The 24,664-nt window shown below is 69.6% G+C and carries 30 protein-coding genes; 22 read left to right on the plus strand and 8 right to left on the minus strand.

Going from position 1 to position 24,664, the window contains the following annotated elements; genetic code table 11:
* Positions 1 to 99 precede the first annotated feature (99 nt).
* Together AC4EEO_RS03245 and AC4EEO_RS03250 are read left to right on the plus strand one after the other, a co-directional pair.
* The gene (locus AC4EEO_RS03245) at positions 100 to 618 is read left to right on the plus strand and encodes a GNAT family N-acetyltransferase (RefSeq protein ID WP_491339855.1); all 519 of its coding nucleotides are present in this window, start codon (positions 100 to 102) and stop codon (positions 616 to 618) included.
* A 98-nt stretch (positions 619 to 716) separates the two neighbouring features.
* Positions 717 to 1,616, plus strand: a complete 900-nt coding sequence (locus AC4EEO_RS03250; RefSeq protein WP_491339856.1) for an SGNH/GDSL hydrolase family protein — start codon at positions 717 to 719, stop codon at positions 1,614 to 1,616.
* Between the two features lie 61 nt (positions 1,617 to 1,677).
* On the opposite strand, the gene map is transcribed toward AC4EEO_RS03250, so the two are convergent.
* Positions 1,678 to 2,451 carry a type I methionyl aminopeptidase gene (gene map / locus AC4EEO_RS03255; protein WP_491339857.1) on the minus strand — a complete coding sequence of 258 codons (774 nt, stop codon included), beginning with the start codon at positions 2,449 to 2,451 and terminating at the stop codon, positions 1,678 to 1,680.
* Positions 2,452 to 2,597: 146 nt separating this feature from the next.
* On the opposite strand from map, the gene AC4EEO_RS03260 reads away from it, so the two are divergent.
* From AC4EEO_RS03260 to AC4EEO_RS03275, 4 genes are read left to right on the plus strand one after another with little or no spacing between them, the layout of a single operon-like run.
* Positions 2,598 to 2,948, plus strand: a complete 351-nt coding sequence (locus AC4EEO_RS03260) for an ArsR/SmtB family transcription factor (RefSeq protein WP_109045279.1) — start codon at positions 2,598 to 2,600, stop codon at positions 2,946 to 2,948.
* The gene (locus AC4EEO_RS03265; RefSeq protein ID WP_491339858.1) at positions 2,945 to 3,649 is read left to right on the plus strand and encodes an aquaporin; all 705 of its coding nucleotides are present in this window, start codon (positions 2,945 to 2,947) and stop codon (positions 3,647 to 3,649) included. The genes AC4EEO_RS03260 and AC4EEO_RS03265 overlap by 4 nt, the downstream gene beginning before the upstream one ends.
* Positions 3,646 to 4,056, plus strand: a complete 411-nt coding sequence (locus tag AC4EEO_RS03270; RefSeq protein WP_018761657.1) for an arsenate reductase ArsC — start codon at positions 3,646 to 3,648, stop codon at positions 4,054 to 4,056. Before AC4EEO_RS03265 ends, AC4EEO_RS03270 begins: the two co-directional genes overlap by 4 nt.
* Before the next feature lie 12 nt (positions 4,057 to 4,068).
* Complete coding sequence (locus AC4EEO_RS03275; protein WP_491339859.1) at positions 4,069 to 5,421, plus strand: FAD-dependent oxidoreductase; 1,353 nt, start codon at positions 4,069 to 4,071, stop codon at positions 5,419 to 5,421.
* A gap of 13 nt (positions 5,422 to 5,434) precedes the next feature.
* On the opposite strand, the gene AC4EEO_RS03280 is transcribed toward AC4EEO_RS03275, so the two are convergent.
* From AC4EEO_RS03280 to AC4EEO_RS03290, 3 genes are read right to left on the minus strand one after another with little or no spacing between them, the layout of a single operon-like run.
* Positions 5,435 to 6,265: an oxidoreductase gene (locus tag AC4EEO_RS03280; RefSeq protein WP_491339860.1), complete on the minus strand. Its 831-nt coding sequence runs from the start codon at positions 6,263 to 6,265 to the stop codon at positions 5,435 to 5,437.
* A gap of 45 nt (positions 6,266 to 6,310) precedes the next feature.
* The gene (locus AC4EEO_RS03285) at positions 6,311 to 7,339 is read right to left on the minus strand and encodes an aldo/keto reductase (protein WP_491339861.1); all 1,029 of its coding nucleotides are present in this window, start codon (positions 7,337 to 7,339) and stop codon (positions 6,311 to 6,313) included.
* Between the two features lie 34 nt (positions 7,340 to 7,373).
* Positions 7,374 to 8,255, minus strand: a complete 882-nt coding sequence (locus AC4EEO_RS03290) for an aldo/keto reductase (RefSeq protein ID WP_491339862.1) — start codon at positions 8,253 to 8,255, stop codon at positions 7,374 to 7,376.
* Between the two features lie 92 nt (positions 8,256 to 8,347).
* Between AC4EEO_RS03290 and AC4EEO_RS03295 the strand changes: the two genes are divergently transcribed.
* Positions 8,348 to 9,229, plus strand: coding sequence for a helix-turn-helix transcriptional regulator (locus AC4EEO_RS03295; RefSeq protein WP_133830511.1), 882 nt, complete (start codon positions 8,348 to 8,350; stop codon positions 9,227 to 9,229).
* A 20-nt stretch (positions 9,230 to 9,249) separates the two neighbouring features.
* Here the strand turns inward: AC4EEO_RS03295 and AC4EEO_RS03300 are convergent, their stop codons facing one another.
* The 4 genes from AC4EEO_RS03300 to AC4EEO_RS03315 are packed head-to-tail and all read right to left on the minus strand — an operon-like array spanning position 9,250 to position 12,434.
* Positions 9,250 to 9,618: a flagellar assembly protein FliW gene (locus tag AC4EEO_RS03300; RefSeq protein WP_491330493.1), complete on the minus strand. Its 369-nt coding sequence runs from the start codon at positions 9,616 to 9,618 to the stop codon at positions 9,250 to 9,252.
* Complete coding sequence (gene flgL, locus AC4EEO_RS03305) at positions 9,615 to 10,499, minus strand: flagellar hook-associated protein FlgL (RefSeq protein WP_491339863.1); 885 nt, start codon at positions 10,497 to 10,499, stop codon at positions 9,615 to 9,617. The genes AC4EEO_RS03300 and flgL overlap by 4 nt, the downstream gene beginning before the upstream one ends.
* A gap of 3 nt (positions 10,500 to 10,502) precedes the next feature.
* Positions 10,503 to 11,921, minus strand: coding sequence for a flagellar hook-associated protein FlgK (gene flgK, locus AC4EEO_RS03310; RefSeq protein WP_491339864.1), 1,419 nt, complete (start codon positions 11,919 to 11,921; stop codon positions 10,503 to 10,505).
* 30 nt (positions 11,922 to 11,951) lie between these two features.
* On the minus strand, positions 11,952 to 12,434 hold the full coding sequence (locus tag AC4EEO_RS03315; protein WP_133830508.1) for a flagellar protein FlgN: 483 nt from the start codon (positions 12,432 to 12,434) through the stop codon (positions 11,952 to 11,954).
* 224 nt (positions 12,435 to 12,658) lie between these two features.
* Here AC4EEO_RS03315 and AC4EEO_RS03320 point away from each other — a divergent pair, with 224 nt between their 5' ends.
* From AC4EEO_RS03320 to AC4EEO_RS03390, 15 genes are all read left to right on the plus strand, one after another.
* Positions 12,659 to 13,531 (plus strand): flagellin N-terminal helical domain-containing protein, encoded by an 873-nt coding sequence (locus AC4EEO_RS03320; RefSeq protein ID WP_491330490.1) that lies wholly within the window; start codon positions 12,659 to 12,661, stop codon positions 13,529 to 13,531.
* Positions 13,532 to 13,663: 132 nt separating this feature from the next.
* A complete protein-coding gene (gene fliD / locus AC4EEO_RS03325) occupies positions 13,664 to 14,980 on the plus strand; it encodes a flagellar filament capping protein FliD (protein WP_491339865.1) in 1,317 nt (438 codons plus the stop codon).
* Positions 14,977 to 15,489, plus strand: a complete 513-nt coding sequence (locus tag AC4EEO_RS03330) for a flagellar export chaperone FliS (RefSeq protein WP_491339866.1) — start codon at positions 14,977 to 14,979, stop codon at positions 15,487 to 15,489. Before fliD ends, AC4EEO_RS03330 begins: the two co-directional genes overlap by 4 nt.
* On the plus strand, positions 15,482 to 15,886 hold the full coding sequence (locus AC4EEO_RS03335; RefSeq protein WP_491339867.1) for a hypothetical protein: 405 nt from the start codon (positions 15,482 to 15,484) through the stop codon (positions 15,884 to 15,886). The genes AC4EEO_RS03330 and AC4EEO_RS03335 overlap by 8 nt, the downstream gene beginning before the upstream one ends.
* Before the next feature lie 158 nt (positions 15,887 to 16,044).
* A complete protein-coding gene (locus tag AC4EEO_RS03340; protein ID WP_491339868.1) occupies positions 16,045 to 16,386 on the plus strand; it encodes a flagellar basal body rod protein FlgB in 342 nt (113 codons plus the stop codon).
* 1 nt (position 16,387) lies between these two features.
* Complete coding sequence (locus tag AC4EEO_RS03345; RefSeq protein WP_491339869.1) at positions 16,388 to 16,780, plus strand: flagellar basal body rod protein FlgC; 393 nt, start codon at positions 16,388 to 16,390, stop codon at positions 16,778 to 16,780.
* Complete coding sequence (fliE, locus tag AC4EEO_RS03350; RefSeq protein ID WP_109045292.1) at positions 16,780 to 17,130, plus strand: flagellar hook-basal body complex protein FliE; 351 nt, start codon at positions 16,780 to 16,782, stop codon at positions 17,128 to 17,130. Before AC4EEO_RS03345 ends, fliE begins: the two co-directional genes overlap by 1 nt.
* Complete coding sequence (fliF, locus tag AC4EEO_RS03355; protein WP_491339870.1) at positions 17,130 to 18,740, plus strand: flagellar basal-body MS-ring/collar protein FliF; 1,611 nt, start codon at positions 17,130 to 17,132, stop codon at positions 18,738 to 18,740. The genes fliE and fliF overlap by 1 nt, the downstream gene beginning before the upstream one ends.
* Entirely contained in the window at positions 18,737 to 19,789 is a 1,053-nt protein-coding gene (fliG, locus tag AC4EEO_RS03360) for a flagellar motor switch protein FliG (protein ID WP_109045294.1), read from the plus strand. Before fliF ends, fliG begins: the two co-directional genes overlap by 4 nt.
* Positions 19,779 to 20,408: a FliH/SctL family protein gene (locus AC4EEO_RS03365; RefSeq protein ID WP_491339871.1), complete on the plus strand. Its 630-nt coding sequence runs from the start codon at positions 19,779 to 19,781 to the stop codon at positions 20,406 to 20,408. The genes fliG and AC4EEO_RS03365 overlap by 11 nt, the downstream gene beginning before the upstream one ends.
* A complete protein-coding gene (locus AC4EEO_RS03370; protein ID WP_491339872.1) occupies positions 20,405 to 21,745 on the plus strand; it encodes a FliI/YscN family ATPase in 1,341 nt (446 codons plus the stop codon). Before AC4EEO_RS03365 ends, AC4EEO_RS03370 begins: the two co-directional genes overlap by 4 nt.
* Entirely contained in the window at positions 21,742 to 22,176 is a 435-nt protein-coding gene (locus AC4EEO_RS03375) for a flagellar FliJ family protein (protein ID WP_491339873.1), read from the plus strand. The genes AC4EEO_RS03370 and AC4EEO_RS03375 overlap by 4 nt, the downstream gene beginning before the upstream one ends.
* Positions 22,173 to 22,862 carry a C40 family peptidase gene (locus AC4EEO_RS03380; RefSeq protein ID WP_491339874.1) on the plus strand — a complete coding sequence of 230 codons (690 nt, stop codon included), beginning with the start codon at positions 22,173 to 22,175 and terminating at the stop codon, positions 22,860 to 22,862. The genes AC4EEO_RS03375 and AC4EEO_RS03380 overlap by 4 nt, the downstream gene beginning before the upstream one ends.
* Entirely contained in the window at positions 22,862 to 24,178 is a 1,317-nt protein-coding gene (locus tag AC4EEO_RS03385) for a flagellar hook-length control protein FliK (protein WP_491339875.1), read from the plus strand. Before AC4EEO_RS03380 ends, AC4EEO_RS03385 begins: the two co-directional genes overlap by 1 nt.
* Positions 24,179 to 24,205: 27 nt before the next feature.
* Positions 24,206 to 24,628 carry a flagellar hook assembly protein FlgD gene (locus AC4EEO_RS03390; protein ID WP_491339876.1) on the plus strand — a complete coding sequence of 141 codons (423 nt, stop codon included), beginning with the start codon at positions 24,206 to 24,208 and terminating at the stop codon, positions 24,626 to 24,628.
* Positions 24,629 to 24,664: the final 36 nt, after the last annotated feature.

The raw sequence follows: 24,664 nt of genomic DNA on the forward strand, positions 1-24,664 counted from the left end.
CGGCGGGGTGGACGGGGCCGTTTATTGACGGATTCTTTACACCCCGGCGCGGCCGACGGCCGGCCAGCGGGGCCGGGCCGGTCAACCATAATGGGACCCATGGACAGCCCCGTGACGATCCGCCCCATGCGCCCCGACGACTGGGACGCCGTGCACGCGATCTATGCCGCCGGCATCGCCACGGGGGAGGCGACCTTCGAGAGCGAACCGCCCACCTGGGAAGCGTTCGACGCCGGCCGGTTGCCTGAGCACCGGCTCATCGCCGAGGACGCGGGCCGGGTCTTGGGCTGGGCCGCCGTGTCCCGGGTTTCGTCACGGGAGGTGTACCGGGGCCTCGTGGAGCACTCCATCTACGTGGCGCCGCAGACGCACGGCCGGGGCGTGGGCCGGCTCCTGCTCGGAGCCCTGATCGATTCCACCGAGGCCGCGGGCATCTGGACCATCCAGTCCAGCATCTTCCCGGAGAACACGGCCAGCCTGGTCCTGCACCAGCGGCTCGGGTTCCGCGTGGTGGGGACCCGGGAGCGGATAGCCCGGATCAGCAACGGGCCCAAGGCCGGGCACTGGCAGGACACGCTGCTCCTGGAACGCCGCAGCACCGTGGCCGGGACCGAATAGCTCCGGCTTTGCCTAGGGTCCAAGGGCCCTGTTTGGGCGTCCGGCGCGCACCCTAGCGTCAGGGGACACGTTTACCCGAGGACAGTACGGAGCCCATCATGCAGTTTCCCTCAGCCTGCCGCCGCAGTGCGGCCGCTTTCGCCGCCGTCACCGCCGTTATCCTCTCAGGGGCATCCACGCCGGCCTTCGCCGCCCAGGACCCCGTCAAGTACGTCAATCTCGGGGACTCCTACTCGGCCGGCTGGGGCTCGCTGGCGCCAACCGCCGCCGTCAATCCGGCGTTCGGCAGCCCGGCCTGCTTGCACGGCGGCCCTGACGACGTGGCGCTGCTGGACCAACTGCAATCGGTGGCCCTCACCGGCGACTATGCGTGTGCGGGCGCGACTGTCGGAGCAACAACTTCAGGTATTCCCACTATTGCCCAGCAGGCGGCAAAGGCGTCCCTTGATGGTGCGCTCAACAGCACCACAGGACTCGTTACCCTTACCGCCGGCGGCAACGACGTCAACTTCGGCCAGATCATCGCAGCGTGTGCTGCAGACACGTCGCTACAGGCTACCGGGTGCCAGGCAGCCGCAGCCTATGGAGTCCAGCTCGCAAACGGGGTCGACGTCGCCGGAACGGTCGCAACAATCCGCGGGTACGCGGCAAATGCCAAGATCGCCTGGCTCGGCTACCCCCGGCTCTTTGCGACGGCCGGAGAATCCACCACAGTCATCGCCGGCGGCGGTGTCATGTCCGCAGCGGCCGCCGCCGTGTTCGATAAGGGCACGGACCAGCTCAACGCCGTCCTCGCGGCCAAGGCACGGAACGCCGGCGCCCAGTTCGTGGACGTCGCCCCCAAATTCAACGGCCACGAAATTGGTTCCTCCGCCTCCTGGTTCAACCTGGGCCAGTACACGCAGTTCAACTTCCACCCCACCGCCGACGGATATTCCCAGGGCTACTACCCCGCCATGGTCAGTTCGATCAAGCCTGCCCAGCTGGTGAGGGGCTGACCCTTCCCGAGGCGGCAGGACCCTGGAACGCCGCAGCACCGTGGCCGGGACCGTATAGCTCCTACCGCGAGGGCAGGGTCAGGATCTCGGCGCCGTCGTCCGTAATGGCAATGGTGTGCTCCGTGTGGGCCGTCCGGCAGCCGGTGGCGCTGCGGAGGGTCCACCCGTCGTCGTCCGTGACCAGTTCCGCCGTATCCGCCATGATCCATGGCTCCAGCGCCAGCAACAGCCCGGGCCGCAGCTTGAAACCGCGTCCGGGCCGGCCCATGTTGGGCACATGCGGGTCCTGGTGCATGGTGGAGCCGATGCCGTGGCCGCCGAACTGGGTGTTGATGGGGTACCCGGCATCGGTGAGGACGCGGCCGATCGCGTAGGAGATGTCGCCGATCTTGGCGCTCGGACCCGCGGCGGCGATGCCGGCGGCAAGCGCCCTCTCGGTCGCCTCGATCATCGCCACGCTCTCCGCCGGCCGTGATTCGCCCACCACGAAGCTGATGGCGGCGTCCGCTGCCACCCCGTCCTTGACGACGGCGAGGTCAAGGGTCAGCAGGTCGCCGTCGGCCAGGGCGTAGTCGTGGGGCAGCCCGTGCAGCACGGCGTCGTTGACCCCGGTGCAGATGTAGTGGCCGAACGGGCCGCGCCCGAAGGACGGCGCATAGTCCACGTAGCAGGACTCGGCCCCGGCCGCGGCGATCATCTCCTTGGTCCACTGGTCGATGTCCAGCAGGTTGGTGCCCACCGTGGCGCGGCTTTTCATGGCCTGCAGGATGTCAGCCACCAGGGCACCGGTGACGCGTGCGCGGGCCACTTCGGCGGGGTTGAGGATCTCGATCATGGGGCGCCCTTCATCTGCGGCCGGCTAGCTCTAGGGGCCATCCTATTTGCCCAGTCGCCGCGGGCTGCAAGGGGACGGCCCGGACCTGCGGGATTATTGCGGCGATTGCCAAAGACATAGATGAGTGTAAATATTTACGTATGTCTATGTCTTTGGAGCTGACCGCGGTCCAGGCCGCAGCCTGCTGCGCCCCGCTGGCGCGCCAGCCGCTGTCCGAATCCGAGGCCGAAGGGATCGCGCCGCTGCTGAAGGCCTTGGCGGATCCGGTCCGGCTCCGGCTGATGTCCATGGTGGCCTCGCACCAGGGCGGCGAGGCCTGCGTCTGCGACCTCAACGATGCCTTCGACCTCTCCCAGCCCACCATCAGCCACCACCTGAAGATCCTGCACGAGGCAGGCCTGCTGGACCGGGAAAAGCGCGGCGTCTGGGTCTACTACCGGGCCCGCACCGAGGCCCTGCAGAACCTGGCCGCCCTGATCGGCGGGCAGGCCGCGTGACCGTCCTGGTCCGCCGGGGTGCGGCGGAATTCATCGGTACGGCGTTCCTGGTGATGGCGGTGGTGGGCTCGGGCGTGATGGCCTCCAGGCTCTCACCGGACGACGTCGGCCTGCAGCTTTTGCAGAACAGCCTCGCCACGGGTGCCGCGCTGGTGGCGCTGATCGTGGCACTGCAGCCCGTGTCGGCGTCGTTCAATCCCGTGGTGACCCTGGTGGAACGGGCGCTGGGAATGATCGACACCCCCACCGCGGCAGGCCTGGTTGCGGGGCAGGTCCTGGGCGGCCTGGCCGGCACGGTGGCCGCAAACCTCATGTTCGGGCTGGACGCCGTCACCTGGTCCACGCACCAGCGCACCGGCGCCCCGCTCTGGCTGGGCGAGGTCATCGCCACCGTGGGCCTCCTGCTGGTCATCTTCGGAACGGTCCGCTCAGGCCGGGCAGACCGGGTGGCGTTCGCCGTGGGCGGGTACATCACCGCCGCGTACTGGTTCACCAGCTCCACCAGTTTCGCCAACCCCGCGGTGACCATCGCCCGCACCGTCACGGACACCTTTGCCGGCATCGCACCGTCGTCGGCCCCTGCCTTCATCCTGGCGCAGCTCCTCGGCGGCGCCGCCGGATTCGTCCTGGTCCGCTTCCTCTACCCCTCCCTCCCTGCCGTTTCCACCGCTCCGGCGGCCGACCGAAAGGTGCTCTCATGAGCCACAAACCCTCCGTCCTGTTCGTCTGCGTCCACAACGCCGGCCGCTCCCAGATGGCCGCCGCGTACTTGACCACCCTCTCCCAGGGCGCCATCGAGGTTCGCTCCGCCGGGTCCCAGCCTGCGGAGAAGGTCAATCCGGCCGCCGTCCAGGCCATGGCCGAGGTGGGCATCGACATGTCAGCCGAGATCCCCAAGGTCCTCACCACGGAAGCGGTGCAGGACTCGGACGTGGTGATCACCATGGGCTGCGGCGACGAATGCCCCTACTTCCCGGGCAAGCGCTACGAGGACTGGGTCCTGGAGGATCCGGCGGGCAAGGGCGTGGACTCGGTCCGGCCCATCCGCGACGAGATCAAGACCCGCGTGGAGGCGCTGATCGCTTCCCTGACCCCGGCGCAGGGCTGACCGGTGGGCAGCGTGGCATCCGTTGAATCGCTGCCCGTGGCCGTCATCGGCGCCGGGCCCGTGGGCCTCGCCGCGGCCGCCCACCTGCTCGAACGCGGGCTGGAACCCCTTGTCCTGGAAGCCGGCCCCGCCGTGGGTTCGGCCATCCGGAAATGGGGGCACATCCGGTTGTTCTCCACGTGGAAATACAACCTGGACCCGGCCTCGGTGCGGCTGCTCGAACGCAGCGGCTGGGACGCGCCCCGGCCCACCGCGCTGCCCTACGGCTCCCAGATCGTCTCCGACTATCTGGAACCCCTGGCCGCCACACCGGAACTGAAGGGACGGATCAGGACCGGCGCCCGCGTTCTGGCCGTGACCCGGCAGGGCATGGACAAGGGCCGCAGCCTGGGCCGGGATGAGGCGCCGTTCCTGCTGCGGATAGAGCACGACGGCGGAGAGGTCACCGAGCTCCTTGCACGCGCCGTCATCGACGCGTCCGGGACGTGGACCACGCCCGCGCCGCTGGGATCCTCCGGGTTGCCGGCCCTGGGCGAGCCGGAGGCCCGTGCCGCCGGGCTGGTCACCGGGCCGCTGCCCGACGTCACCGCAGGCGGTTTCGCCGGGCGCCGCACCCTGGTGGTCGGCGCCGGACATTCCGCCGCGAACATGGTGCTTGACCTCGCCCGCGTGGCCCGCGCCAACCCCGGAACCGAGGTCCTGTGGGCCATCCGCGGCGCCTCTCCGGAGCGCGCCTACGGCGGCGGGAACGCCGACGAGCTGCCTGCCCGCGGCCAGCTGGGCACCCGGCTCCGCACCGCCGTCGACACCGGAGCCGTCCAGCTCCTTACGGGCTTCCACACGGCATCCCTCGAAACCCGCGGCAAGACGCTCACCGTGCACGCCGCGGACGGCCGCAGCGTGACGGTGGACCGGGTGATTCCCGCCACCGGGTTCCGCCCGGACCTGTCCATCCTGTCGGAACTCCGGCTGGACCTGGACCCGGCAGTGGAGGCACCCAAGGCCCTGGGCCCGCTGATCGATCCGGACTTCCACAGCTGCGGCACCGTCCCCGCCCACGGCGCCAGGATCCTCGCCCAGCCGGAAAAGGACTTCTACCTTGCCGGCATGAAATCGTACGGGCGGGCGCCCACGTTCCTCATGGCCACCGGCTATGAGCAGGTCCGGTCCGTTGCGGCAGCGCTGGCCGGGGACACCCAGGCGGCAGCCGCCGTGGAACTTGAGCTCCCGGAAACCGGGGTTTGCTCCACCAGCCTCCCGGCCGACGCCGCCGGGGACGCGTGCTGTGGCAGCCCGGTGCCGGTGACGATCGGCTTCGCCACCGGCGTCGAGCACGGTCGCAGCGGCGAATCCGCGCGCGTATAGCGGCCCTATGGGCTCAGTCGGTGATGTCTGTGCTGGTGCTCAGCTCCCGCCACTGGTCCAGTTCGGCCCGCTGGGCGTCCGCCACCATGCCGAACGCACCGAAAGCGTCCGTGCCCAGGACCAGCAGGCCCGGCGGAGTGGGGGATTCGACGACGGCGATGATCGCCCGGGCGGCCTTGTCCGGATCGCCGGGCTGGTTGCCGTGGCTCGTGTCGCTTTCCTTGCGGCGCTTGCCGGCGGTCTCGGCGTAGTCGCCGATGGGCGTCGCCGACTGGGTCAGCGAGCGGCCCGCGAAATCGGTGCGGAAGCCGCCGGGCTCTATGGCGGTGACGTTGATGCCCAGCGGTTTGAGCTCGTTGCGGAGCGAACCGGACATGCCTTCCAGCGCCGCCTTGGTGGCCGCGTAGTACCCGGAGCCGGCCGGCGTGATCCGGGCGCCGATGGAGGAGACGTTCAGGATGGACCCTCCCTTGGTGGCGCGCATGCCCGGCAGCACCGCCTTGATCATGTCCACCGCACCGAAGAAGTTGGTGTCGAACAGTTGGCGGATGTCGGCGTCGTCGGCTTCCTCCACGGCGGCGCGGTAGCCGTAGCCGGCGTTGTTGACCAGCACGTCGATGTTGCCGAATTTCTCCTCCGCCTGCCTGACCGCGGCATTGATCTGCGCCTTGTCCGTGACGTCCAGGGGGAGTGCCAGCGCGGTGTCCGGGAAGCCTGCGGTGATGTCGTGCAGCGTCTCCACCTTGCGGGCGGTGACGACGGCGTTGTGCCCGGATGCGAGCACGGCTTCCGCGAGTGCCCGGCCAAGTCCGGTGGAGCAGCCTGTGATGAGCCACGTTGCCATGGGTTGTCCTTCCATAGGGTGTGAAATTCGCTGGGGGAGCGGCAGCTAAGCCGCGTGCCGCCGTCGTGCCTGTGTTGTCAGTTCGTGGGCGCCGTAGCTGTTGTCGTCCGGGTTGACGGTCACGCCCGGGGCCACCAGCTGGTCGATGCGGTCCAGCACTTCCGGCGCCAGCTTCGCGTCGGCGGCCGGGAGGTAGGACTCCAGCTGTTCCATGGTGCGCGGGCCCACGATCGCGGAGGTGACGCCGGGGTGGTTGATGACGAACGCGATGGCCAGCTCAATGAGCGTGACGCCCGCCCATTCGGCCACCTGCGCCAGCTCTTCGACGATGTCCAACTTGCGCTGGTTGGCCGGCTGGGACATGTCGAACCGGGCGCTGGGGCGGGCAGCGGAGGTGGGTGAAGACGCGGAGTCCTTCCGCCACCGACCGGAGAGCCAGCCGCCGGCGAGCGGGCTGTAGGTGAGGGTGCCCATCCCGTGCCGCTGCACGGTGGGCAGGACGTCCTCCTCGATCCCGCGGGTCAGGATGGAGTAGGGCGGCTGCTCGGTGACGAACCGTTCGAGGTTGCGTTCCGTGGAGGCCCACTGCGCCTCCACGATCTGTGAACCGGAGTAGGAGGACGACCCGAGGTAGCGCACCTTGCCCTGGCGGACCAGGTCGGTGAGGGCGCCCAGGGTTTCCTCCACATCGGTGTCCGGGCTGGGCCGGTGCACCTGGTAGAGGTCGATGTAGTCGGTGTTCAACCGGCGCAGCGAGTCTTCCACGGCGCGCATGATCCAGCGGCGGGAGCCGCCGCGCCGGTTGGGGTCTTTTTCGTCCATCGGCATGAAGAACTTGGTGGCCAGGAAGACGTCGTCGCGGCGGCCTGCCAGGGCCTTGCCCACGATTTCCTCTGACACGCCGCCCGAATAGACGTCTGCGGTGTCGACAAAATTGATGCCGGCGTCCAGGGCGCGGTGGATGATGCGGGTGGCGTCGTCGGTGTCGTTGTTGCCCCAGGGGCCGAACATCATCGCGCCGAGGCACAGGGGGCTGACCTGCACGCCGGTGCGGCCAAGCGGGCGGTATTCCATCTGGTTCCTTCTATCTCTCAGGCTTGGGGGTTGCTTAGGCCTCGGGGATCACCATGGCGAACCGCTCGGGGCGGGCCACGTCCGGGTCCGGGCCGCTGCGGACGCCGGTATCCAGGGCGTCAATGGCAGCCAGTTCCGCCGCGGACAGCTCGAAGCCGAACACGTCGAAGTTCTCGGCGATGCGGGCCGGGTTGGTGGACTTGGGGATGGCGGAGCGGCCCTGCTGCAGGTGCCAGCGCAGCATCACCTGGGCGGGAGTCTTGCCGTGGGCCTTCGCGACGGCGGCGATCGCCGGGTCACGCATGACGTTCTTCCGGTTCTCGCCCCAGCCGGGGTAGAAGGTGATGCCGCCGATCGGCGACCACGCCTGGGTGAGGATGCCGTGCTCTGCGTCTGCGGCCTGGACGTTCCGCTGGGCAAAGTAGGGGTGCAGTTCGATCTGGTTGACGGCCGGGACCACGTCCGTTGCCTCCAGCAGTTGCTTCAGGTGGTGCGGCATGAAGTTGCTGACGCCGATGGCCCGCACGCGCCCGTCCGCCAGCAGGGTTTCCAGCGCCTTGTACGCGGCCACCGTCTTCTCGAACCGGTCCGGTGCGGGCTGGTGCAGGATGAGCAGGTCCAGTTGCTCCACGCCCAGCTTTCCCACCGCTTTGTCCCACGCGTGCAGTGACTCGTCGTAGCCGTAGTCGCTGACCCAGACCTTGGTTTCGATGAACACGTCGCCACGGTCCAGGCCGGAGCGGCGGATGCCTTCGCCCACTTCCCGCTCGTTGCCGTAGGCGGCGGCTGTGTCGATGTGCCGGTAGCCCACCTCGAGCGCTGTCTGGACGGCCGCCGTTGTCTCTTCCGGGGGACTTTGGAAGACGCCGAGGCCGAGAGCGGGCATGGTGACGCCGTTGTTGAGTGTGAGTTCCATAACCATTCCTTCACGGTATTGGGATGCGGAGGTTTGTGGGAGGGCTTGACAGTCCCTCCCTCGCGGCGGCGGCCGGGCGTAGCGTGGGTGCCATGACCAACAGCGACGACGTGCGCAAGTTCCTGACTTCCCGCCGGGCCAGGCTCACGCCGGACGAAGCCGGGCTGCCTGCGTATGGCGGCAACCGGCGCGTGAAGGGCCTGCGCCGGGAAGAGGTGGCCATGCTCGCCGGGATGAGCATCGATTACTACATCCGGCTGGAGCGGGGAAACCTGTCCGGTGCCTCGGACAGCGTGCTGGAGGCGCTGGCCCGGGCGTTGCAGTTGGACGACGCCGAGACGGCCCACCTGTTCGACCTGGCCCGGGCGTCCACGGCTGCTCCGCGGGTGCGGCGCAAGCGGAGCCCGCTGACGGTGCGGCCCAGCGTGCAGAGGGTCATTGATGCGATTACCACCGCGCCGGCCTGGGTCCGCAACGACCGCGGCGACGTCCTGGCGTCCAACGAGCTGGGCAGGGCCCTGTACCTGGAAATGATGACCGACGGCGGTACCCCGCCCAACAGCGCACGGTTCACGTTCCTGAGCCCGAAGGCGCGGGAGTTCTTCGCCGACTGGGAACGCGCCGCGGACGACATTGTTGCCGTCCTGCGGTCCACGGCCGGGAAGAACCCGTACGACAAAGACCTGTCCGACCTGATCGGGGAGCTCGCCACCCGCAGCGAGGAGTTCCGCACCCGGTGGGCCCGGCACGACGTGAAGTACCACCGCACGGGCCGCAAACGGCTCCACCACTCGATCGTGGGGGACCTGGACCTGACCTACGAGGCACTGGAGCTCCCCGCCGACCCCGGGCTGCGGATCAACGTCTACACGGCCGAACCGGGCTCGCCGTCCGAGGACGCCCTCAAAGTCCTGGCCAGCTGGGCCGCCACGCAGGAGGAACCGGCCCAGGCATCGGTCACGGAAACCAGCTGACTCTCCGGTGGCGCTGCCCGCTATTTGCCGCCGAGCTCAGCCTGCAAGGGGTAAGTGTTGCTGTCCAGGATCACTTGGGTGCACACGCCCGTTTCCGGATTGAGGACCAGCGGAGCCGCCAGGTTGACGGTGGGCTTTCCTTGGCCCGGGTTCACCACCAGCAACGTGGTGCTCTGGCCCGCTGCCCGGGCAACGGCCGGAAGGGCGGGGGCATACTCCGGCACGTACACGGCGGCGTCGGCCAGGAACAACCGCACCGCGGCGGCCTCGGCCTCCAGGGCGAAGAGGCCATGGGCGCCGTCCACACTGCGCAGCGTGAAGCCATCCAGCCCCTCGAGTCCGGGCATGGGGGCCGTGAAGGTCACCGGCATGGAGGAAACGGCCGTCACCGCAGGAAGTCCATCAGCGTCGGCTGAAGCACTTTGGCCGTGACGGCCAAAGCCACCTGGTAGTTGGATTCCTGCAGTTTCAAACCAAGCACCACCTGTCCGATGTCCGCGTCTTCGATGGCGGACCGCTGTGTTTCCAGCGTAGCCTTCAGCCCCGAGAGCCTGTCCTGCGCGGTCACCAGCTGCGCCTGCCGGGTCCCCACCTCGGCGCGGCCGTTGATCACACTGTTCAGGCGCGCGTCCACGGCGCCGAGCTGCGGGGACGGGTCTGCGCCGGATCGGATGGCTGCGGCGACGCCGCTGACCAAGGCGAAAACGGAGCCTGCGCCGTTCCCGAAGATCGCGCCGCCGTCGGCATCCACCCTGACCTTCTGCCCGGCGTCGACGCGCCGCTCCACTGAACTGGCGGGCACCCCGTTGAACACGGGCGGATTCCCGCTGAAGGCGGCCGCGGAATCGGAGCTGCCGGCGAAGACGTTCCGGCCCAGGTACTTGGTGTTGGCGGCGGCGAGCAGGTCCTTGCCCAGCCCGTCGAGCTCCGCGGCGATCGCGTCCTTGGCCGGCTGGTTGAGGGATCCGTTGGCGGCCTGCAGGGTGAGGTCGCGGACTTTGTTCAGGATGTTGGTGGCCTGGCCCAGGGCTGCGTCCGCCGTGTTCAGCCAGCCGTTGCCGTCGTTGATGTTGCCGGCGTACTGGTCGGCGGCGCGGAGCTGGGCGCGCGTTGCCATGGCATTGGCCAGCGCAGCGGGATCGTCCGATGGCCTGGTGATGTTCTGCAGGGCGCCGGCCTTTTGCTGCAGCGTGGCGAGCCGGGACTGCCCGGCCTGCAGGTTCCGCTGCGCGGCCGCGGCCATCGACTGGTTGGTGACACGGTTCAACATGGGCTACCTTCCCACCAGTCCGGTGTGGTTGATCAGGACATCGAGGGCTTCGTCGACGGCGGTCATCACCCGGGCGGCCGCCTGGTAGGCGTGCTGGTTGCTGAGCAGGCTGATGTTTTCCTCATCCAGGCTGACGGCTGCGCCGGAATCGCGCTGGCCCGCAGCGGAAACACTCGCCGCCGTGGCCAGTTGTTCGTGTTGCTGGGCTGAGCGGGACAGCGCGCCAATACCGGTGACGACGGCGGTCCAGGCCTTGTCCGGGGAGTCCGCCCCCGCTCCGAGCTGGGCCAGGGCATCGGCGGTCCCGCCGTCCAGTGCTCCGGCACCGGCCGTCCCGGTGGCGATTCCAGAGGCGTCCGCCGGGACCACCCGCAGCGTGAGCGCCGGCGAGCCCGTGGCGGCCGCTGCGAAGAAGTCCAGCTGGCCGGCTCCGGTGGTGGACTGGCCGGCGCGGTGGACGGCGTTGACGTCGGTCATCAGTGTGGTGGCGAAGGCGTCGTAGGAGGCGGCCGCCTCCGCGATGGGTCCGCCGGACCCGCCGGCCGCCGGGGCAAGGAGGGTGATGGCACCTGCGAGCTTCCCGCCGTCGGGCCCTACGGGGTGGCCCGGACGGTCAGCCCACTCAAGCTGCACCGCGGCGCCTGGGCCGGCCATGCTTGCCTGGCCGGACAGTGCCAGGAGGCGGGTGGACGTACCCGACACCAGGGCGTTGCCGCCCACCAGGACATCGGCGGTGCCGTCGGCGTTGTCCCGGACGGTGCCGCCGGCCAGGGAGGCGATGGTCTCGATGGCCTTGTTGCGGGCGTCGACAAGCTCGTTCGCGGAGCCGCCGCCGGCCAGGACCTGGCGGATGCGGGCGTTGTAGCCGGCCACCTGCGCCGCGGCGTCGTTGACGGTTTTCACGTTGCCGTCCGCCTCGGCCCGGACCCGCGTCCATTGCGCATCCAGCGACCGGTAGCCGGCGGAGACGGTGCCCGCAAGGGAGGAGGCCGCCTGCAGCAGCACGGCGGTGGGGGCGGCCTCGCCCGGGTGGTTGGAGACTCCCTGCCAGGCCGCCCAAAAGCCCTGCAACGCCGCAGTGATTCCGTGTTCGCCGGGTTCCTGCAGGCTGTCCTCGATGCGCTGCAGCTCCCCGGAGCGGACACTGGCGTACCCGGCCTGGGCTGCGCTGGACCGGACACCGGCGTCCAGGAAACTGTTGCCCAGGCGGGCGATGGCGTCCACGGAGACGCCTTGTCCGGGCTGGAGCAAGCCCGTTGCCAGGCCGGTGGGTGCCGGGGCGCCGATGGCCGACTGTTCAAGCCGCTGCCGCGTGTAGCCTTCCGTGGTGGCGTTGGCGATGTTCTGGCCCGCCACGTTGATGCCCTGCCGGGCCGCGGTGAGGCCCAGGTAGGCCGTGTTCAGTCCGCCGAATGTGCTCACTGCTGTCCTTTGCTGGTGCGGGTGTGCCGGTCAGATTTTTTGGTCGAACAAGTGCGACGCCTCGGTTTGCCCGGCACGGCCCTGGGAGTCGTACGTGCCGGCGGCCGGCTGGAGGTTGGCTGCTGTTTCCTGGGTGGAGCGCACCGCTGCGCGCAGGAATTGTTCGTTGGAGTCGCGAAGTTCCTGGATGGCGGCGGTCTGCCGCTGCATGGCCGTCAGGTGCGCGGTGAGGATTCCCGCCCACGCTTCGTCCGGGGCGGCGGACGCCAGTTCCGCCAACGAGGAATCCTCGGAAAGACCCCAGGCCGCGGCGACGGCAGATGCCTCCAGGGCGCGTGCCAGTCCTGCCTTGGACAGGCGCTCAAGGACCTGCTCCACCTCCCGCGTGCCGTGCGGGAGCCACCGTGACTTGCCGGCGGTAAGCAGCAGCTGCTCCTCCTCCAGCTTGAACGTCAGGAGGTCCAGGAGCTCGCGTTCGCGCCACAGCAGTGCCGAAAGTTCGTGGATGGCCATGGCTGGTCAGCTCCAGGTTCGTTGGGTTGGCGTTGTGTCATGGGAAAGCTATCGGCCGGCGGAGTGGGTGCGTTAGGAGCGGCTGGGGGAGGAGTGCCCGGACGGGGCTGCCGAAAACTTCCCGCCTGTTTTTCCTAACCGGGGTTGCCGCCGCTCCGATAGCTGGTTGTGAAGGCCCATGGATGGGCCTTCGACACAACGTCCCACATCACGGAGGAAACACCATGGGAATGCAGATCAACACCAACCTGGCTGCGAACAACGCGTACCGCAACCTCAACAACACCCAGAACGACCTGTCCAAGTCGCTGGAGAAGCTGTCCAGCGGCCTGCGCATCAACCGGGCTTCGGACGATGCAGCTGGCCTGGCCATCTCGGAAGGCCTGAAGTCCCAGGTCAACGGCATGGGAGTTGCAGCCCGCAACGCCCAGGACGGCATCAGCGTCATCCAGACCGCTGAAGGCTCCCTGAACGAAGTCCAGTCGATCCTGCAGCGCGTCCGCGACCTCGCGGTCCAGGCCGGCAACGACTCGAACAGCACGGACTCCCGCAAGGCAATCTCGACCGAAGTGAAGGCACTGGGCGCCGAGCTTTCCCGCATTGGCGCATCGACGACCTTCAACGGAACGTCGCTGCTCGGAAGCGAAACCGTTGCCGGCACTCCCAACAGCCTCACCTTCCAGGTCGGCGCCGGGAGCACCGCCAACGACCAGATCACGGTTAACCTCAAGGACGTCTCTGCCATCGGCACAATCGTCACAGGTCTGGCCACTGAGGCAACCGCAGGTGCCGGCGATGACGGGTTCAGCTCAGCGGCCAAGGCATTGACCACCATTTCCTCGATCGATACCCAGATCAAGGGTGTTTCCACCGCCCGCGCGTCCCTCGGTGCCGACCAGAACCGGTTCGAGAGCGTCATCCGGAACCTGAACGTGTCCAAGGAAAACCTGTCGGCCGCCAACAGCCGCATCCGCGACACGGACATGGCTGAGGAAATGGTGAAGTTCACCAAGAACAACATCCTCTCCCAGGCAGGCACCGCCATGCTGGCCCAGGCGAACCAGTCCAGCCAGGGCGTCCTGCAGCTCCTGCGCTAGTCCGCTCCGGGCCACCGTCCGGTAGCAATGTTGTACCGGTGAGGGCCGGGCGGAGTGATCCTCCGCCCGGCCCTCACCTGCAGCGACTCCCTTGTCCCAGCCACCCACCCACAGCACCCAGGAGCAGCAGCGATGGGCATTTCCCTCGACGGACTGGCCAGCGGCCTGGATACCACCGCCCTGATCAGCTCCCTCTTGCAGGTGGAAGCGATCCCGCAAACCCAGTTGAAGAACAAATCGGCTGGCATCCAGTCGATGGTTGCCGCGCTTCAAGGGCTCAACTCCAAGGTGGCCGCCCTGGCCACGCAGGCCTCCGCCGCCGCCAAGCCCGGCGCGTTGAACCTGAACACAGCCACCAGCAGCAGCGACAAAGTCACGGCCACCAGCACCGCTGCAGCGGCAGCCGGGTCCATCGACTTCACCGTGACCAGGCTGGCCCAGACCCAGGTCAGCGTCTCGGATGCCCTGACGGCCTGGCCGCAAACCACCCTGACCATCACCCAGGGCGGCAAGGCCGTGGATATCACCGCGGCCTCCACATCCTTGGATGATGTGGTGACCGCCGTCAATGCTGCCGGCGCCGGAGTCAGCGCCGCCAAAGTCGCCGTAGGCGGCGGCTCGTACCGCCTGCAGTTCACTTCCACCACCCCCGGCCAGGCCGGTGCGTTCACCGTGACCAACTCCGGTGCCGCTGTTTCCGATGCCAAAGCCGCCCAGGACGCCGAGATCCAGCTCTGGTCCGGGCTGGCAACCCCGCAGTCCATCACCTCCGCCACCAACACCTTCACCGAACTGCTGCCCGGAGTGTCGGTGACGGTCAAGGAAGCATCGGCAACCCCGGTTACCGTCAGCGTGGCACGCGACGACGCCCAAATCGGCAAACTGGCCTCCGACCTGGTGTCAGGACTGAACGGCGTCCTGGCCTTCGTTTCGGCCCGGAGCGCCGTCAGCACCTCGGGCACCACCACCAGCGCAGGCATATTCACCGGCGACAGCACGGTACGGGACGTGAACCAGAACCTTCTGTCCGCTGCCTCCATGCCGGTGGGCGTCCCGCCGCGCTCGCCCTCTGAAATCGGCATCAGCATCACCAAGGCCGGCACCATGGAGTTCGACCAGGACAAGTTCGCAGCAGCCCTGGCCGCAGACCCCGCCGGCGTGCAGGGCAAGGTCCAGGAACTGGCCGGACGCCTCGCGGCAGCGGCTACCACGGCGTCGGACAAATATGACGGCACCCTGACCACCAGGATTTCTGGACAGCAGACCACGGTCCGGGACCTGGCGGACCAAATCAGCGACTGGGACACCCGCCTGGAGGACCGCAAGCAGACCCTCCAGCGCACCTACTCCGCCCTTGAAGTGGCCCTCAGCGGCATGAAGGCGCAATCATCCTGGCTGTCCTCCCAACTTGCCGGCCTCTCCACCTCCTCAGGAAGCTCCTCATCATGACCTCCACCCCTTTCGGCGGCTACGGCAACGCGGCCCAGCGCAACCAGTACTTGGCCGAGTCGGTACTTTCGGCGCCACCGGCCCGGCTGCTCACCATGCTGTATGACCGGCTGCTGGTGGACCTGGCCCGCGCCGAAGCGGACCAGGAAGCAGGCAATTGGGCCATGGCATCGGTCCACCTGCTGCACGCCCAGGCCATCCTGACCGAACTTTCCTCCTCGCTGAAAGTCGAGGCGTGGGACGGAGCCGGCAGCCTCCTGGGAATCTACAACTACGCCTCCACCGCCCTCATCAACGCCAACATCCAGCGCGACCCCGCACTGACCAGGGAAGCGATCAGCCTGCTGGAACCCCTCCGGCAGACCTGGCATGAAGCTGCCGCGATGGTTCCGGCGGCCGCCCCTGTCCCGGCAGCCTATGCGGGAGCGCCCCTGGCGGCCCCCGCCGCCATCCGGGGGACCAGGGAGTCTTTGTTCCCTACCGGCAACGGGATGCTCGGCGTTGGCTGAAAGCCCGGCAACGGACCCCGCCGCGGAAGCGGACGCCGCCTTGGCCCGCTGGACGGCGGTCCTGGACTCCCTGGAGCGGACCGCGGATGCGGCCGGTGCCCTGATCCACCAGCCCACCCGCGGTATCCCCGGCACATCCCCAAGGCCGGTGCGGGCCCAGCAGCTCCAACAGACCCAGCCGCGCCAGCAGGCCAAGCTGCCGCCGCTCGCCTCGCTCCCGGACCCTGCGGCGGCTGCGGTCCGCGCGCGGGCGGTGGCGCTTGCCGCCCGGCAGGAAGCCCTGATCCGCCAGCTTGAGGAGGCTCGGGCGGATGTGGCGCGGCAGTTGCAGGCGGTGTCCTCCATCCCTGGTATCGGGGCGCCGGCGGCCGCCGTCTACCTGGACGTCACGGGCTGACGTACCCGCATGACCGGGCAGGCAGGACGGGCTGGAAAACTGGGCGGGTTTTCCTCCTAACGCCCCGCTGACCTGTGCCGATAACTCCTGACAGAGCACGGATCGCTCGATGCCACGGCCACGGATCGGCCTCTGAAACACCACCAGGCAGGTTTGTCGTGCTCGAATCCGTGACCTCCGCGGCGCTCTCCAGCGCCTTGGACGGCCTGGCGCTGCGCCAGCGCACCATCGCCAACAACATCGCGAACATCAACACGCCCAACTACCAGGCCAAGCGCGTCTCCTTCGAGGAGGCGCTCGCCGCCTCGGTGCGCAACGGCAACGGGCAGGCGGCGCCTTCTGTCGAGGCGTCACTGGAGCCAACGCAGCTCAACGGAAACAACGTCAACCTGGATACCGAAACCCTCTCCAACATCGACACCGTGCTGCGCTACCAGTTCGCCTCCCGGGCAGTTAGCGGCGAGTTCACGGCCCTCCGCGCGGCGATGAGGACCAATTGAAATGACCTTCGACGCCATCGGCATTGCCGGAACCGCCCTGACCGTCCATCGCAAGTGGCTGGACGCCGTCTCGGACAACCTGGCCAACATGAACACGGCAACCAGCACCAACGGCCCGGCGTTCCGCGCGCGCTACATCGAGGCCGCCGAAGGCCAAAACGGCACCGGCGTCTACGTCAAGAGCACCCCTGCCGGGGACGCCACCGGCCGCCTGGTGTACCAGCCGGATCACCCCCTGGCCGACGCCCAGGGGTACGTCCGCTACCCGGACATCGACCTGTCCGAGCAAATGGGCGCCCTGATCATCGCCCAGCGCGGATACCAGGCCAACGCCCAGGTGGTGGACCGCGCCCGCGAAACCTATTTGGCTGCACTTGAGATTGGAAGGTCCTGATGGCATTCGATGCGCTGAGCGCAATCAGCAATATCGCCGGAGCCGGAGCCACCACCGGCCGGGGCGTGCAGGCAGTGCAGGGGACCGGCTACGTTGATGGCCCGGCCGCCGCCGGAAGCACCCCCTCCGGCGGTGCCTTCGCCTCGGCCCTGACCGGCGCCGTCGACAATCTTCAGCAGCTGCAGTCCACGTCCAAGTCCCTGGCCGTCTCAGCCGTCACCGGCAACCTCGACGACATCCACGCCGCCACCATCGCCGCCACCCGCGCGCAGGTGACGCTGGAATTGGTGGCCTCCGTGCGCAACAAGGGCGTTGACGCCTTCAACGAGATCATGAGGATGCAGGCCTGATGCCCCCGCAGATTGCCGCGTTCTTCCGCAGACTGGGCTCCGGGGTCAAAGGGTTCACGCCGGCGCAGCGGACCCTGGCGATCCTGGGCGTCGCTGTCCTGGTCCTGGGTACCGTGGCGCTGGGTGCATGGCTGGGCAAGCCAGCCTACTCGCCCCTTTTCTCCGGGCTGAAGGATACCGACGCGAACGGCATCGTGGAGCAGCTGCGCAAGGACAACGTGCCCTACGAGATCGCCAACGGCGGCTCCACCATCCTGGTGCCCGAGGAGAAGGTCTACGACGAGCGGCTCAAGGCTGCCGCCGCCGGGCTGCCGTCCGCCGCGGCCACCGGGTACTCGCTGCTGGACAAGCTGGGCGTCACGTCCTCCGAGTTCCAGCAGTCCGTCACGTACAAGCGCGCCCTGGAAGGCGAACTGGCCTCCACCATCCAGGCCATGGACGGGGTCAAGACGGCCGCCGTGCGGCTCGCGATCCCGGAAAAGTCGGTCTTCGTGGACAAAACCCCGGACCCCACCGCATCCGTGTTCGTGGAGACCCAGCCGGGCACCACGTTGTCCCCGGACAAGGTGCAGGCCGTGGTCCACCTGACCTCGGCGGCCATCGAGAACCTCAAACCAGCCAACGTGTCGGTGGTGGACTCGCAGGGCAACGTGCTCTCTGCCATCGGCGGAGCTGCCGCCGGGTCCTCCTCCAAGCAGGCCGCCGAATACCAGCAACGCACCACCGACTCCGTCAAGGCCGTGCTGGACAGCGTCGTGGGCCCGGGGAACGCCACCGTGGCCGTGGCAGCGGACGTGACCGGGGAATCGGCACAACAGCGCAGCGAGACGTTCACTGCCGCCGACGGCGTCCCCGCCCTCAGCGAGACCACCAAGACCGAGAAATTCACCGGCACCGGCGGCGGGGGAGCGGCCGGCGTGCTGGGACCGGACAACATCGCCGTGCCGGGCAGCACCAACGGCAACGGCACGTTCGACTCCTCGGACACCACCAAGAACAACGCCGTCAACAAGGTCACCGAGGACCGGACCATCCCGCAGGGTGCCGTGAAGCGCCAAACCATTTCCGTGGCCATCAACCAGGCCGCGGCCGCCGGGGTCAACCTCACGTCCGTGCGGTCCCTGGTGACCGCCGCGGCCGGGGCTGATCCCGCCAGGGGCGACGTGGTCACCGTGGAGATGCTGCCGTTCAGCACGGCTGCCGCCGACAATGCCGCCGCTTCCCTCAACGCTGCCAAGGCCGACGCCGAGGCCGCCCGCCAGGCCGAGCTGATGAAGACGCTGGTCATTGCCGGCAGCATCCTGTTGGCCGCCCTCGCCCTGATCGTCGTGATGCTCATCGCCTGGCGCCGCCGCCAGCTGCGCGAGCCGGTGGACCTGGGCGTGGGCATCGAATACCCCGCCCTCCCCGGCGGCGCCGTCCAGGCCCTCGAAACCGCGCCGGCCACCTCCGCCATCCCGCTGCCCGCTCCGGTACCGCTGCCGCTCCCGGACGCCGAAGCCCTCGACGTCGAACGCCGGCGCGCGCAGATCGAGGCCATGGTGGCTGAGAGCCCGGCCCGCACCGCCGACTACCTGCGCGGCCTGATGGACGACAGGCAATCCGTATGACCGCCCAGCCCGGTACGGGCCTGGCCGCCCCGGTGAAGGCCGGCGCGCCGCTGTCCGGTCCACAGAAGGTGGCCGTGGTCCTGATGCAGATGAGCCCGGAAAACGCGGCAGCCGTCATGGCCCAGTTCTCCGAGGCGGAGGCCGAGGACATCGCCGCCGAGATCGTCCGGCTGCGCCGGGTCCCGCCGGCCGTCGCGGACCAGGTGATGGGCGAATTCCATGACATCGCGGTCAGCGGCCGCCGCACGGCCCGCGGCGGGCAGGAACTCGCCGTCGGGCTCCTGGAAGCGTCCTTCGGCGCGGACAAGGCTGCCGGCTTCATGGACCGGCTCGCCTCCACGATGGCTGGGAAATCCTTCGAGTTCCTGGAAATGATGGACGCCGGGCAGATCCTGGCGCTGATCGACGGCGAGCTGGCGCAAACCATCGCCCTGGTCCTGGCGCACCTGCGCCCGGCCAAGGCCTCGGCCGTGATGGCGGGCCTGGGCGAGGCGCAGCGCAGCGACGTCGCCCGGTGCATCGCGGTGATGGGTTCGCCCACGCCGGAGGCAGTAGGCATCGTGGCGGAGACGCTCAAGCAGCGCTCGGGAGCGGTGGTGTCGCAAGGCAAATCCACCGAGACGGTGGGCGGAATCCAGCCGCTGGTGGACATCATCAACCGCTCGGACGTGGCCACCGAACGGTCTGTGCTGGACGGCCTGGAAACCCTGGACCCGGCCCTTGCCACCGAGGTCCGGGCCCGGATGCTCACGTTCGTGGACATCGTGAAACTCGAGCGCCGGGACATCCAGCAGATCCTGCGCGGGGTGGCGCCCGAGGTGCTGGCCCTGGCCATGAAGGGTGCCCCGGCCGTGGTCCTGGATGCCGTCCGCAGCAACGTTTCGGGCCGCAACCAGGAGATCCTCGAGGCCGAGATGGCCAACGCCGGGCCGGTCCGGGCCTCGCAGGTGGAGGAAGCCCGGGCGGACATTGTCCGGTCCATCCGCGAGCTGGAAGCCAGCGGAGCCATTGTGGTGCGCCGCGGCGAGGAGGACGACCTTGTCTACTGACGCCGCCCCGGCCGCGGTGGTCTTCCCGCGCGTGCAGCAGTCCGCCCCGACCGAGTCCCGCGACCGCGGCTACGTGCAGGGCCACGCGTCGGGGTACGCGGCCGGCCTGCGCGCAGCCGCCGCGGATCAGGAACGCCAGGCCGATGCCATGCGTGCCGAGCATGACGCCGTGCTGGCCCACGCCCGCGAGTCCGCCGCCAGGGCAACCGCCATCCTCCAGGCCGCGGCCGCCGCCTTCCAACAGCGGTTCGCGCTGGTGCTGCAGGACAGCGAACAGGTGCTGGCCGCCGGTGCCCTGGAACTGGCGGAGGCAGTGCTCGGCTATGAAATGCACGACGGCGACCGCACCGCCCGCGCGGCGCTTCACCGGGCGCTGGGCGGCAGCACGTCCGCCGCACCGGCCGCCGTCCGCCTCCACCCGGCCGACATCGCGCTCCTGGACGGCGCCGGCGCCACCGCGGACGCCGCCGTCGACCTTGTTCCCGACTCCTCCCTGGCCCGCGGCGACGCCATCGCGGTCTACCCGGACGGCTGGCTGGACGCCCGGCTCCACACCGCAGTGGCCCGTGCCCGCGCGGCGCTGCTCGGCCCGGACAACGTGCCCGGAGGCGCGGCATGAGCATCTCCTGGCGCCCGTACAGCGCACGCTTCGCCGCAGCGGTGGGCGCAGCCGCCCCGGAGCGGGTGGGCACCGTGACCGCGGTACTGGGCCTCGGCCTGGAAATCACCGGGCTCGAGTGCGCGGTGGGAAACCTGGTCACCGTGGGTGACGGCCCCGGGCTGGACGCCGAGGTGGTGGCTTCCGTCAGCGGCGCCATCCGGTGCATGCCGCTGGGACGGCTGGCAGGGGTGGCCGCCGGCGATCCCGCCCGGTCAAAGGGCAGACCGCTGCTGGTTCCCACCGGCCCGGGCCTGAAGGGGCGCGTGCTGGACGGGCTGGGACGGCCCATTGACGGCAAGGGGCCGCTGGCCGCCGGCCGCCATGTGCCCGCGGACAACGAATCGCCCTCCGCCATGCACAGGGCCCGGGTGTCCGCGCCCCTGCACACCGGGGTCCGGGTCCTGGACACCATGGCCACCCTGGGCAGGGGGCAGCGCATGGGGCTCTTTGCCGGGTCCGGGGTGGGCAAATCCTCGCTGCTGTCCATGGTTGCCCGCGGCACCGACGCCGAAGTGTCCGTCATTGCCCTGGTGGGGGAGCGCGGCCGTGAAGTCCGCGAGTTCCTCGAAGACGACCTGGGACCGGAGGGACTGGCACGGTCCGTGGTGGTGGTGGCCACCTCGGACGAGCCCGCCCTGATGCGCCTCCGCTGTGCCGTGACCGCAACCCGGATCGCCGAATCCTTCCGGGAAGCCGGGCAGGACGTGGTGCTGATGATGGACTCGCTGACGCGGGTGGCCATGGCCCAGCGCGAGATCGGCCTGTCCGCCGGTGAACCGCCCGCCACCCGCGGCTACCCGCCGTCGACGTTTTCCATCCTGGCCCGGCTGCTGGAACGCGCCGGTACGGCCAAGGCTGGCTCGGTGACCGGTGTCTACACCGTACTGGTGGACGGCGATGACCACAACGAACCCATCGCGGACGCCGCCCGTTCCATCCTGGACGGCCACGTGGTCCTGGACCGGAAGCTGGCCGTGACCGGGCATTTTCCGTCCGTGGATGTGCTGGGTTCGGTCTCGCGCGTGGCGTCAAAGGTCAACCCGCCGGAGCGGACGGCGGTGGCGGGCGCACTGCGGAAGGTGCTGGCCGCACGCCGGGCCGCCCAGGACCTGATCGACGTCGGCGCCTACCACCGCGGCACGAACCCGCTGGTGGATGCGGCGCTGGACAACGAGCCGGCCATCAATGCCTTCCTGCAGCAGCGCATGGACGATTCCACCCCGCCGGACCTGGCCTGGCAGGCGCTCACCTCCCTGACCAACCGCCTGGGCACGCCCCTCGAAGGAGCCGCATGAACCGCCAGTTTCCCCTCGCCGGACTGCTGAGGCTGCGTCAGCTGCAGCAGGACCAGGCAGCCACCGGCATGGCGCGTGCCGCCTCCCGCTCCGAGGATGCCCGTGGCCGGCGCGCTGCGGCGCGGAAGGAACTCGGCGATTCCGTCGATTCCGCGGTCAGTTCGTCCTCCCTGCTGGCCCTCGCGGCCGCCCGGGCATCCTCCCAGAGCATGCTGGCGGACCTCGACGCGCTGTCCGCCGCGGCGGAGGCGGACCTGGCCGAGGCCCGCGCAGACTACACGCAGGCCCGGCGGATGGCGGTGGGGCTGGAGAAGCTCGAGCTCCGCCACGGTGCCGAGCTGGCTGCCGCAGAACTGCACGCAGAACAGGGCGTCCTCGACGAGATCGCAGCCACCTCGTGGCACCGCAAGGCCGGGGAGGGGGCGTCATGAGCATGGCCGAAATCATTGGGCGGATCGGAACCATCGAGTCCATGATCAGCGAACTCTCGCGGCCCCTTTCTACGGCGGCTCCGGCGGCGGCCGCCTCCGGCACGTCAGCGGCGAATGCGGCGGCGTTCGAATCAGCGTTGGCCGCTGCCGGTACGGATGCGGGCGCCGAGGCGGGACTGCTTGCATCATCCGGGCTGGCGGGGCTGGCGGGGCTGGCGGGACCGGGCGGCGTCACAGGACCTGGCGGCAGCACGGGCCTGTCCGGCATTGCCGGGACGGCTGCGGCGTCCGCTCCGGCAGCGCCCGGAAAGGCCACCGGCACCGATGTGGTGGCCACCGCCAAGAAGTACATCGGCGTCCCGTACGTGTGGGGCGGCACCAACCCGGCCACCGGAATGGACTGCTCCGGGTTCGTGCAGCGGGTCTTCAAGGACTTGGGCGTGGAACTTCCGCGCGTCGTCAGCGACCAGATGAAGGTGGGCGCCCCGGTGGCGTCCCTCGCCGAGGCCAAGCCGGGAGACCTGCTGGTCAGCTTCGGCGGGAACCACATCTCCATCTACCTGGGCAACGGCAAGGCGATCGACGCGCCCGTCCCCGGCCAGACCATCCAGGTCCGGGACGTCTGGGAACAGCAATCGAACCTGACGGCCATCCGCCGCATCGTCCCCGCAGGGCAGGGCGCCTGATGCCGGCGGCGGTCCTTCTTCCCACCGCCCCGCCCGCAGCGGCGCGGGGCGGGGCCTCTCCAGGGGCGGCGCCTGACCGGGACGGCGGGGCCGGGTTCGGCGCGGTGCTCGGCGGCGTGCTGTCCGGCCCTTCCCCGCAACCGAACGTTCCTGGCCAAGGCAACGGCGGGGACGCCAAAGACACCACGGACGACGCCGGTACCGCGGTGGCTGGGCAGCCCGCCGTTGTGGAGAATTCAGTTGCGGCGTTGCTGGCTGCTGCCGGGATGGTTCCGGCCCAGGCCCACGCAACCCCCGCACCAGGCACGACGGCAGCCACGGCAACAGTTACGACGGCGCCAGGGACGGTAGGAGTCCCGGCAGCAGGCCCGGTCGCTGCTGCTGCGGCCTGGGACGGCAGGCAGCAGCCCGCTCCGGCGGCGGCCCCCGGCGCTTTGGCAGCCGGTGCGGTGGTGGCAGGCGAAGTCGTGGCTGGCGCGGCGCCTGACGCCGGCGTGCTTCCTCCCATGTCTGCAGGCCCGGCAGCCGCGCGCGCTACAAGCCTTCACGCCCCGGCCCCCGGTCTTGCAGGATCCGTGCCGGAGGCGGCTGCGACCACGGCTCCTGAGCCGGCTGCCGCCATGGGGGGAGGGGCTTCCGGCCCCGCCGTGCCGGCCCTGGCTGATGCCGCCGGCACCGGCAAACCCGTGGGCCGGCCGGGGGAACTGGAGCCGGCCGCCGACTCCGGAACCGTTCAAGGCAACCCTGCGCCGGGCAACGGCGAACTGCCCCCGGTGGCTGTGCCCGCGCAGGTTCCCGCAGCACCCCAGCCCGCACCCACCGCCCTTCCTGCCGCGGCAGCCGGTCCTGCACCGTTCACCCACCCGGCAAGGCTGACACCGCAACTGGCCGGCCCGTTATTCTCGTTGGCCAGCGCCGCGCCCGGGGAACATGTGATGACCCTGAAGGTGTCCCCGGAGGCGTTGGGTCCGCTGACCGTGCGGGCCCACATCGACGCCACCGGGGTGCGCATTGAGCTGTTCGCCCCGGCGGACGCAGGACGCGACGCCTTGCGGACCATCCTGCCCGAGCTGCGCCGCGGCCTGGCCGAATCCGGCCTCGCCGCCAACCTCAACCTCTCGCAGCACGGCGCCCCGCCGGACCCGAACCCGGGGGGACCCGGCGGCCAGGCGCCCGGGCAGCACCGTGAACCGGCCGGCCAGCCCCGGCCAGGACAGCCCGCCGCGGCACCGTCCGATGCTGCCCGCCCTTCCCGGCTCCGCGCCGGCGTCGTCCTTTCCGGAAACCGCCCCGGTGTCCTGGACATCCTGGCCTAGCCCGCAACCCATGAAAGAGAGCCACCCATGACCGTCGAAGCCGTCGGCGCCACCACCGGAATCCAGGCAGGCGCCACCGCGCGCAAGCCCGTCCAGACCATGGATTCGGACGTCTTCATGAAACTCCTGGTCACGCAGCTCAAGTACCAGGACCCGGGCGCACCCATGGACACCAACCAGATGATGGCCCAGTCCGTGCAGCTGTCCATGATGGAGAAAATGACCGAGCTCTCCGGCGGCGCCAAGGAAAGCTTCTCCCTGCAGATGCGCACCGCTGCGGCCCAGATCGTGGGATCGGATGTGGGCTACACCCTGGCTGACGGGACCACCGGCAGCGGCGTGGCCAGCGCCGTGTCCTTCGCCACCGGGGTGCCGCTGGTGACCGTGGGGTCCGCCAAAGTCCCGCTCGATTCCCTCACCGGGATCAGCGCCCCCGCCCCGAAGCAATAGCTCCACGACGCCGCCCTACCCACCCGCCCCACCCGA

The organism is Pseudarthrobacter sp. MOO13, assembly GCF_058267655.1.

Excerpts from the sequence above, each read along its gene's own strand:
- AC4EEO_RS03245 (WP_491339855.1), top strand. The coding sequence starts at position 100 with ATGGACAGCCCCGTGACGATCCGCCCCATGCGCCCCGACGACTGGGAC.
- AC4EEO_RS03250 (WP_491339856.1), top strand. The coding sequence starts at position 717 with ATGCAGTTTCCCTCAGCCTGCCGCCGCAGTGCGGCCGCTTTCGCCGCC.
- map (WP_491339857.1), bottom strand. The coding sequence starts at position 2,451 with ATGATCGAGATCCTCAACCCCGCCGAAGTGGCCCGCGCACGCGTCACC.
- AC4EEO_RS03260 (WP_109045279.1), top strand. The coding sequence starts at position 2,598 with ATGTCTTTGGAGCTGACCGCGGTCCAGGCCGCAGCCTGCTGCGCCCCG.
- AC4EEO_RS03270 (WP_018761657.1), top strand. The coding sequence starts at position 3,646 with ATGAGCCACAAACCCTCCGTCCTGTTCGTCTGCGTCCACAACGCCGGC.
- AC4EEO_RS03280 (WP_491339860.1), bottom strand. The coding sequence starts at position 6,265 with ATGGCAACGTGGCTCATCACAGGCTGCTCCACCGGACTTGGCCGGGCA.
- AC4EEO_RS03285 (WP_491339861.1), bottom strand. The coding sequence starts at position 7,339 with ATGGAATACCGCCCGCTTGGCCGCACCGGCGTGCAGGTCAGCCCCCTG.
- AC4EEO_RS03290 (WP_491339862.1), bottom strand. The coding sequence starts at position 8,255 with ATGGAACTCACACTCAACAACGGCGTCACCATGCCCGCTCTCGGCCTC.
- AC4EEO_RS03295 (WP_133830511.1), top strand. The coding sequence starts at position 8,348 with ATGACCAACAGCGACGACGTGCGCAAGTTCCTGACTTCCCGCCGGGCC.
- flgL (WP_491339863.1), bottom strand. The coding sequence starts at position 10,499 with ATGTTGAACCGTGTCACCAACCAGTCGATGGCCGCGGCCGCGCAGCGG.
- AC4EEO_RS03315 (WP_133830508.1), bottom strand. The coding sequence starts at position 12,434 with ATGGCCATCCACGAACTTTCGGCACTGCTGTGGCGCGAACGCGAGCTC.
- AC4EEO_RS03320 (WP_491330490.1), top strand. The coding sequence starts at position 12,659 with ATGGGAATGCAGATCAACACCAACCTGGCTGCGAACAACGCGTACCGC.
- fliD (WP_491339865.1), top strand. The coding sequence starts at position 13,664 with ATGGGCATTTCCCTCGACGGACTGGCCAGCGGCCTGGATACCACCGCC.
- AC4EEO_RS03330 (WP_491339866.1), top strand. The coding sequence starts at position 14,977 with ATGACCTCCACCCCTTTCGGCGGCTACGGCAACGCGGCCCAGCGCAAC.
- AC4EEO_RS03345 (WP_491339869.1), top strand. The coding sequence starts at position 16,388 with ATGACCTTCGACGCCATCGGCATTGCCGGAACCGCCCTGACCGTCCAT.
- fliE (WP_109045292.1), top strand. The coding sequence starts at position 16,780 with ATGGCATTCGATGCGCTGAGCGCAATCAGCAATATCGCCGGAGCCGGA.
- fliF (WP_491339870.1), top strand. The coding sequence starts at position 17,130 with ATGCCCCCGCAGATTGCCGCGTTCTTCCGCAGACTGGGCTCCGGGGTC.
- fliG (WP_109045294.1), top strand. The coding sequence starts at position 18,737 with ATGACCGCCCAGCCCGGTACGGGCCTGGCCGCCCCGGTGAAGGCCGGC.
- AC4EEO_RS03370 (WP_491339872.1), top strand. The coding sequence starts at position 20,405 with ATGAGCATCTCCTGGCGCCCGTACAGCGCACGCTTCGCCGCAGCGGTG.
- AC4EEO_RS03375 (WP_491339873.1), top strand. The coding sequence starts at position 21,742 with ATGAACCGCCAGTTTCCCCTCGCCGGACTGCTGAGGCTGCGTCAGCTG.
- AC4EEO_RS03380 (WP_491339874.1), top strand. The coding sequence starts at position 22,173 with ATGAGCATGGCCGAAATCATTGGGCGGATCGGAACCATCGAGTCCATG.
- AC4EEO_RS03385 (WP_491339875.1), top strand. The coding sequence starts at position 22,862 with ATGCCGGCGGCGGTCCTTCTTCCCACCGCCCCGCCCGCAGCGGCGCGG.
- AC4EEO_RS03390 (WP_491339876.1), top strand. The coding sequence starts at position 24,206 with ATGACCGTCGAAGCCGTCGGCGCCACCACCGGAATCCAGGCAGGCGCC.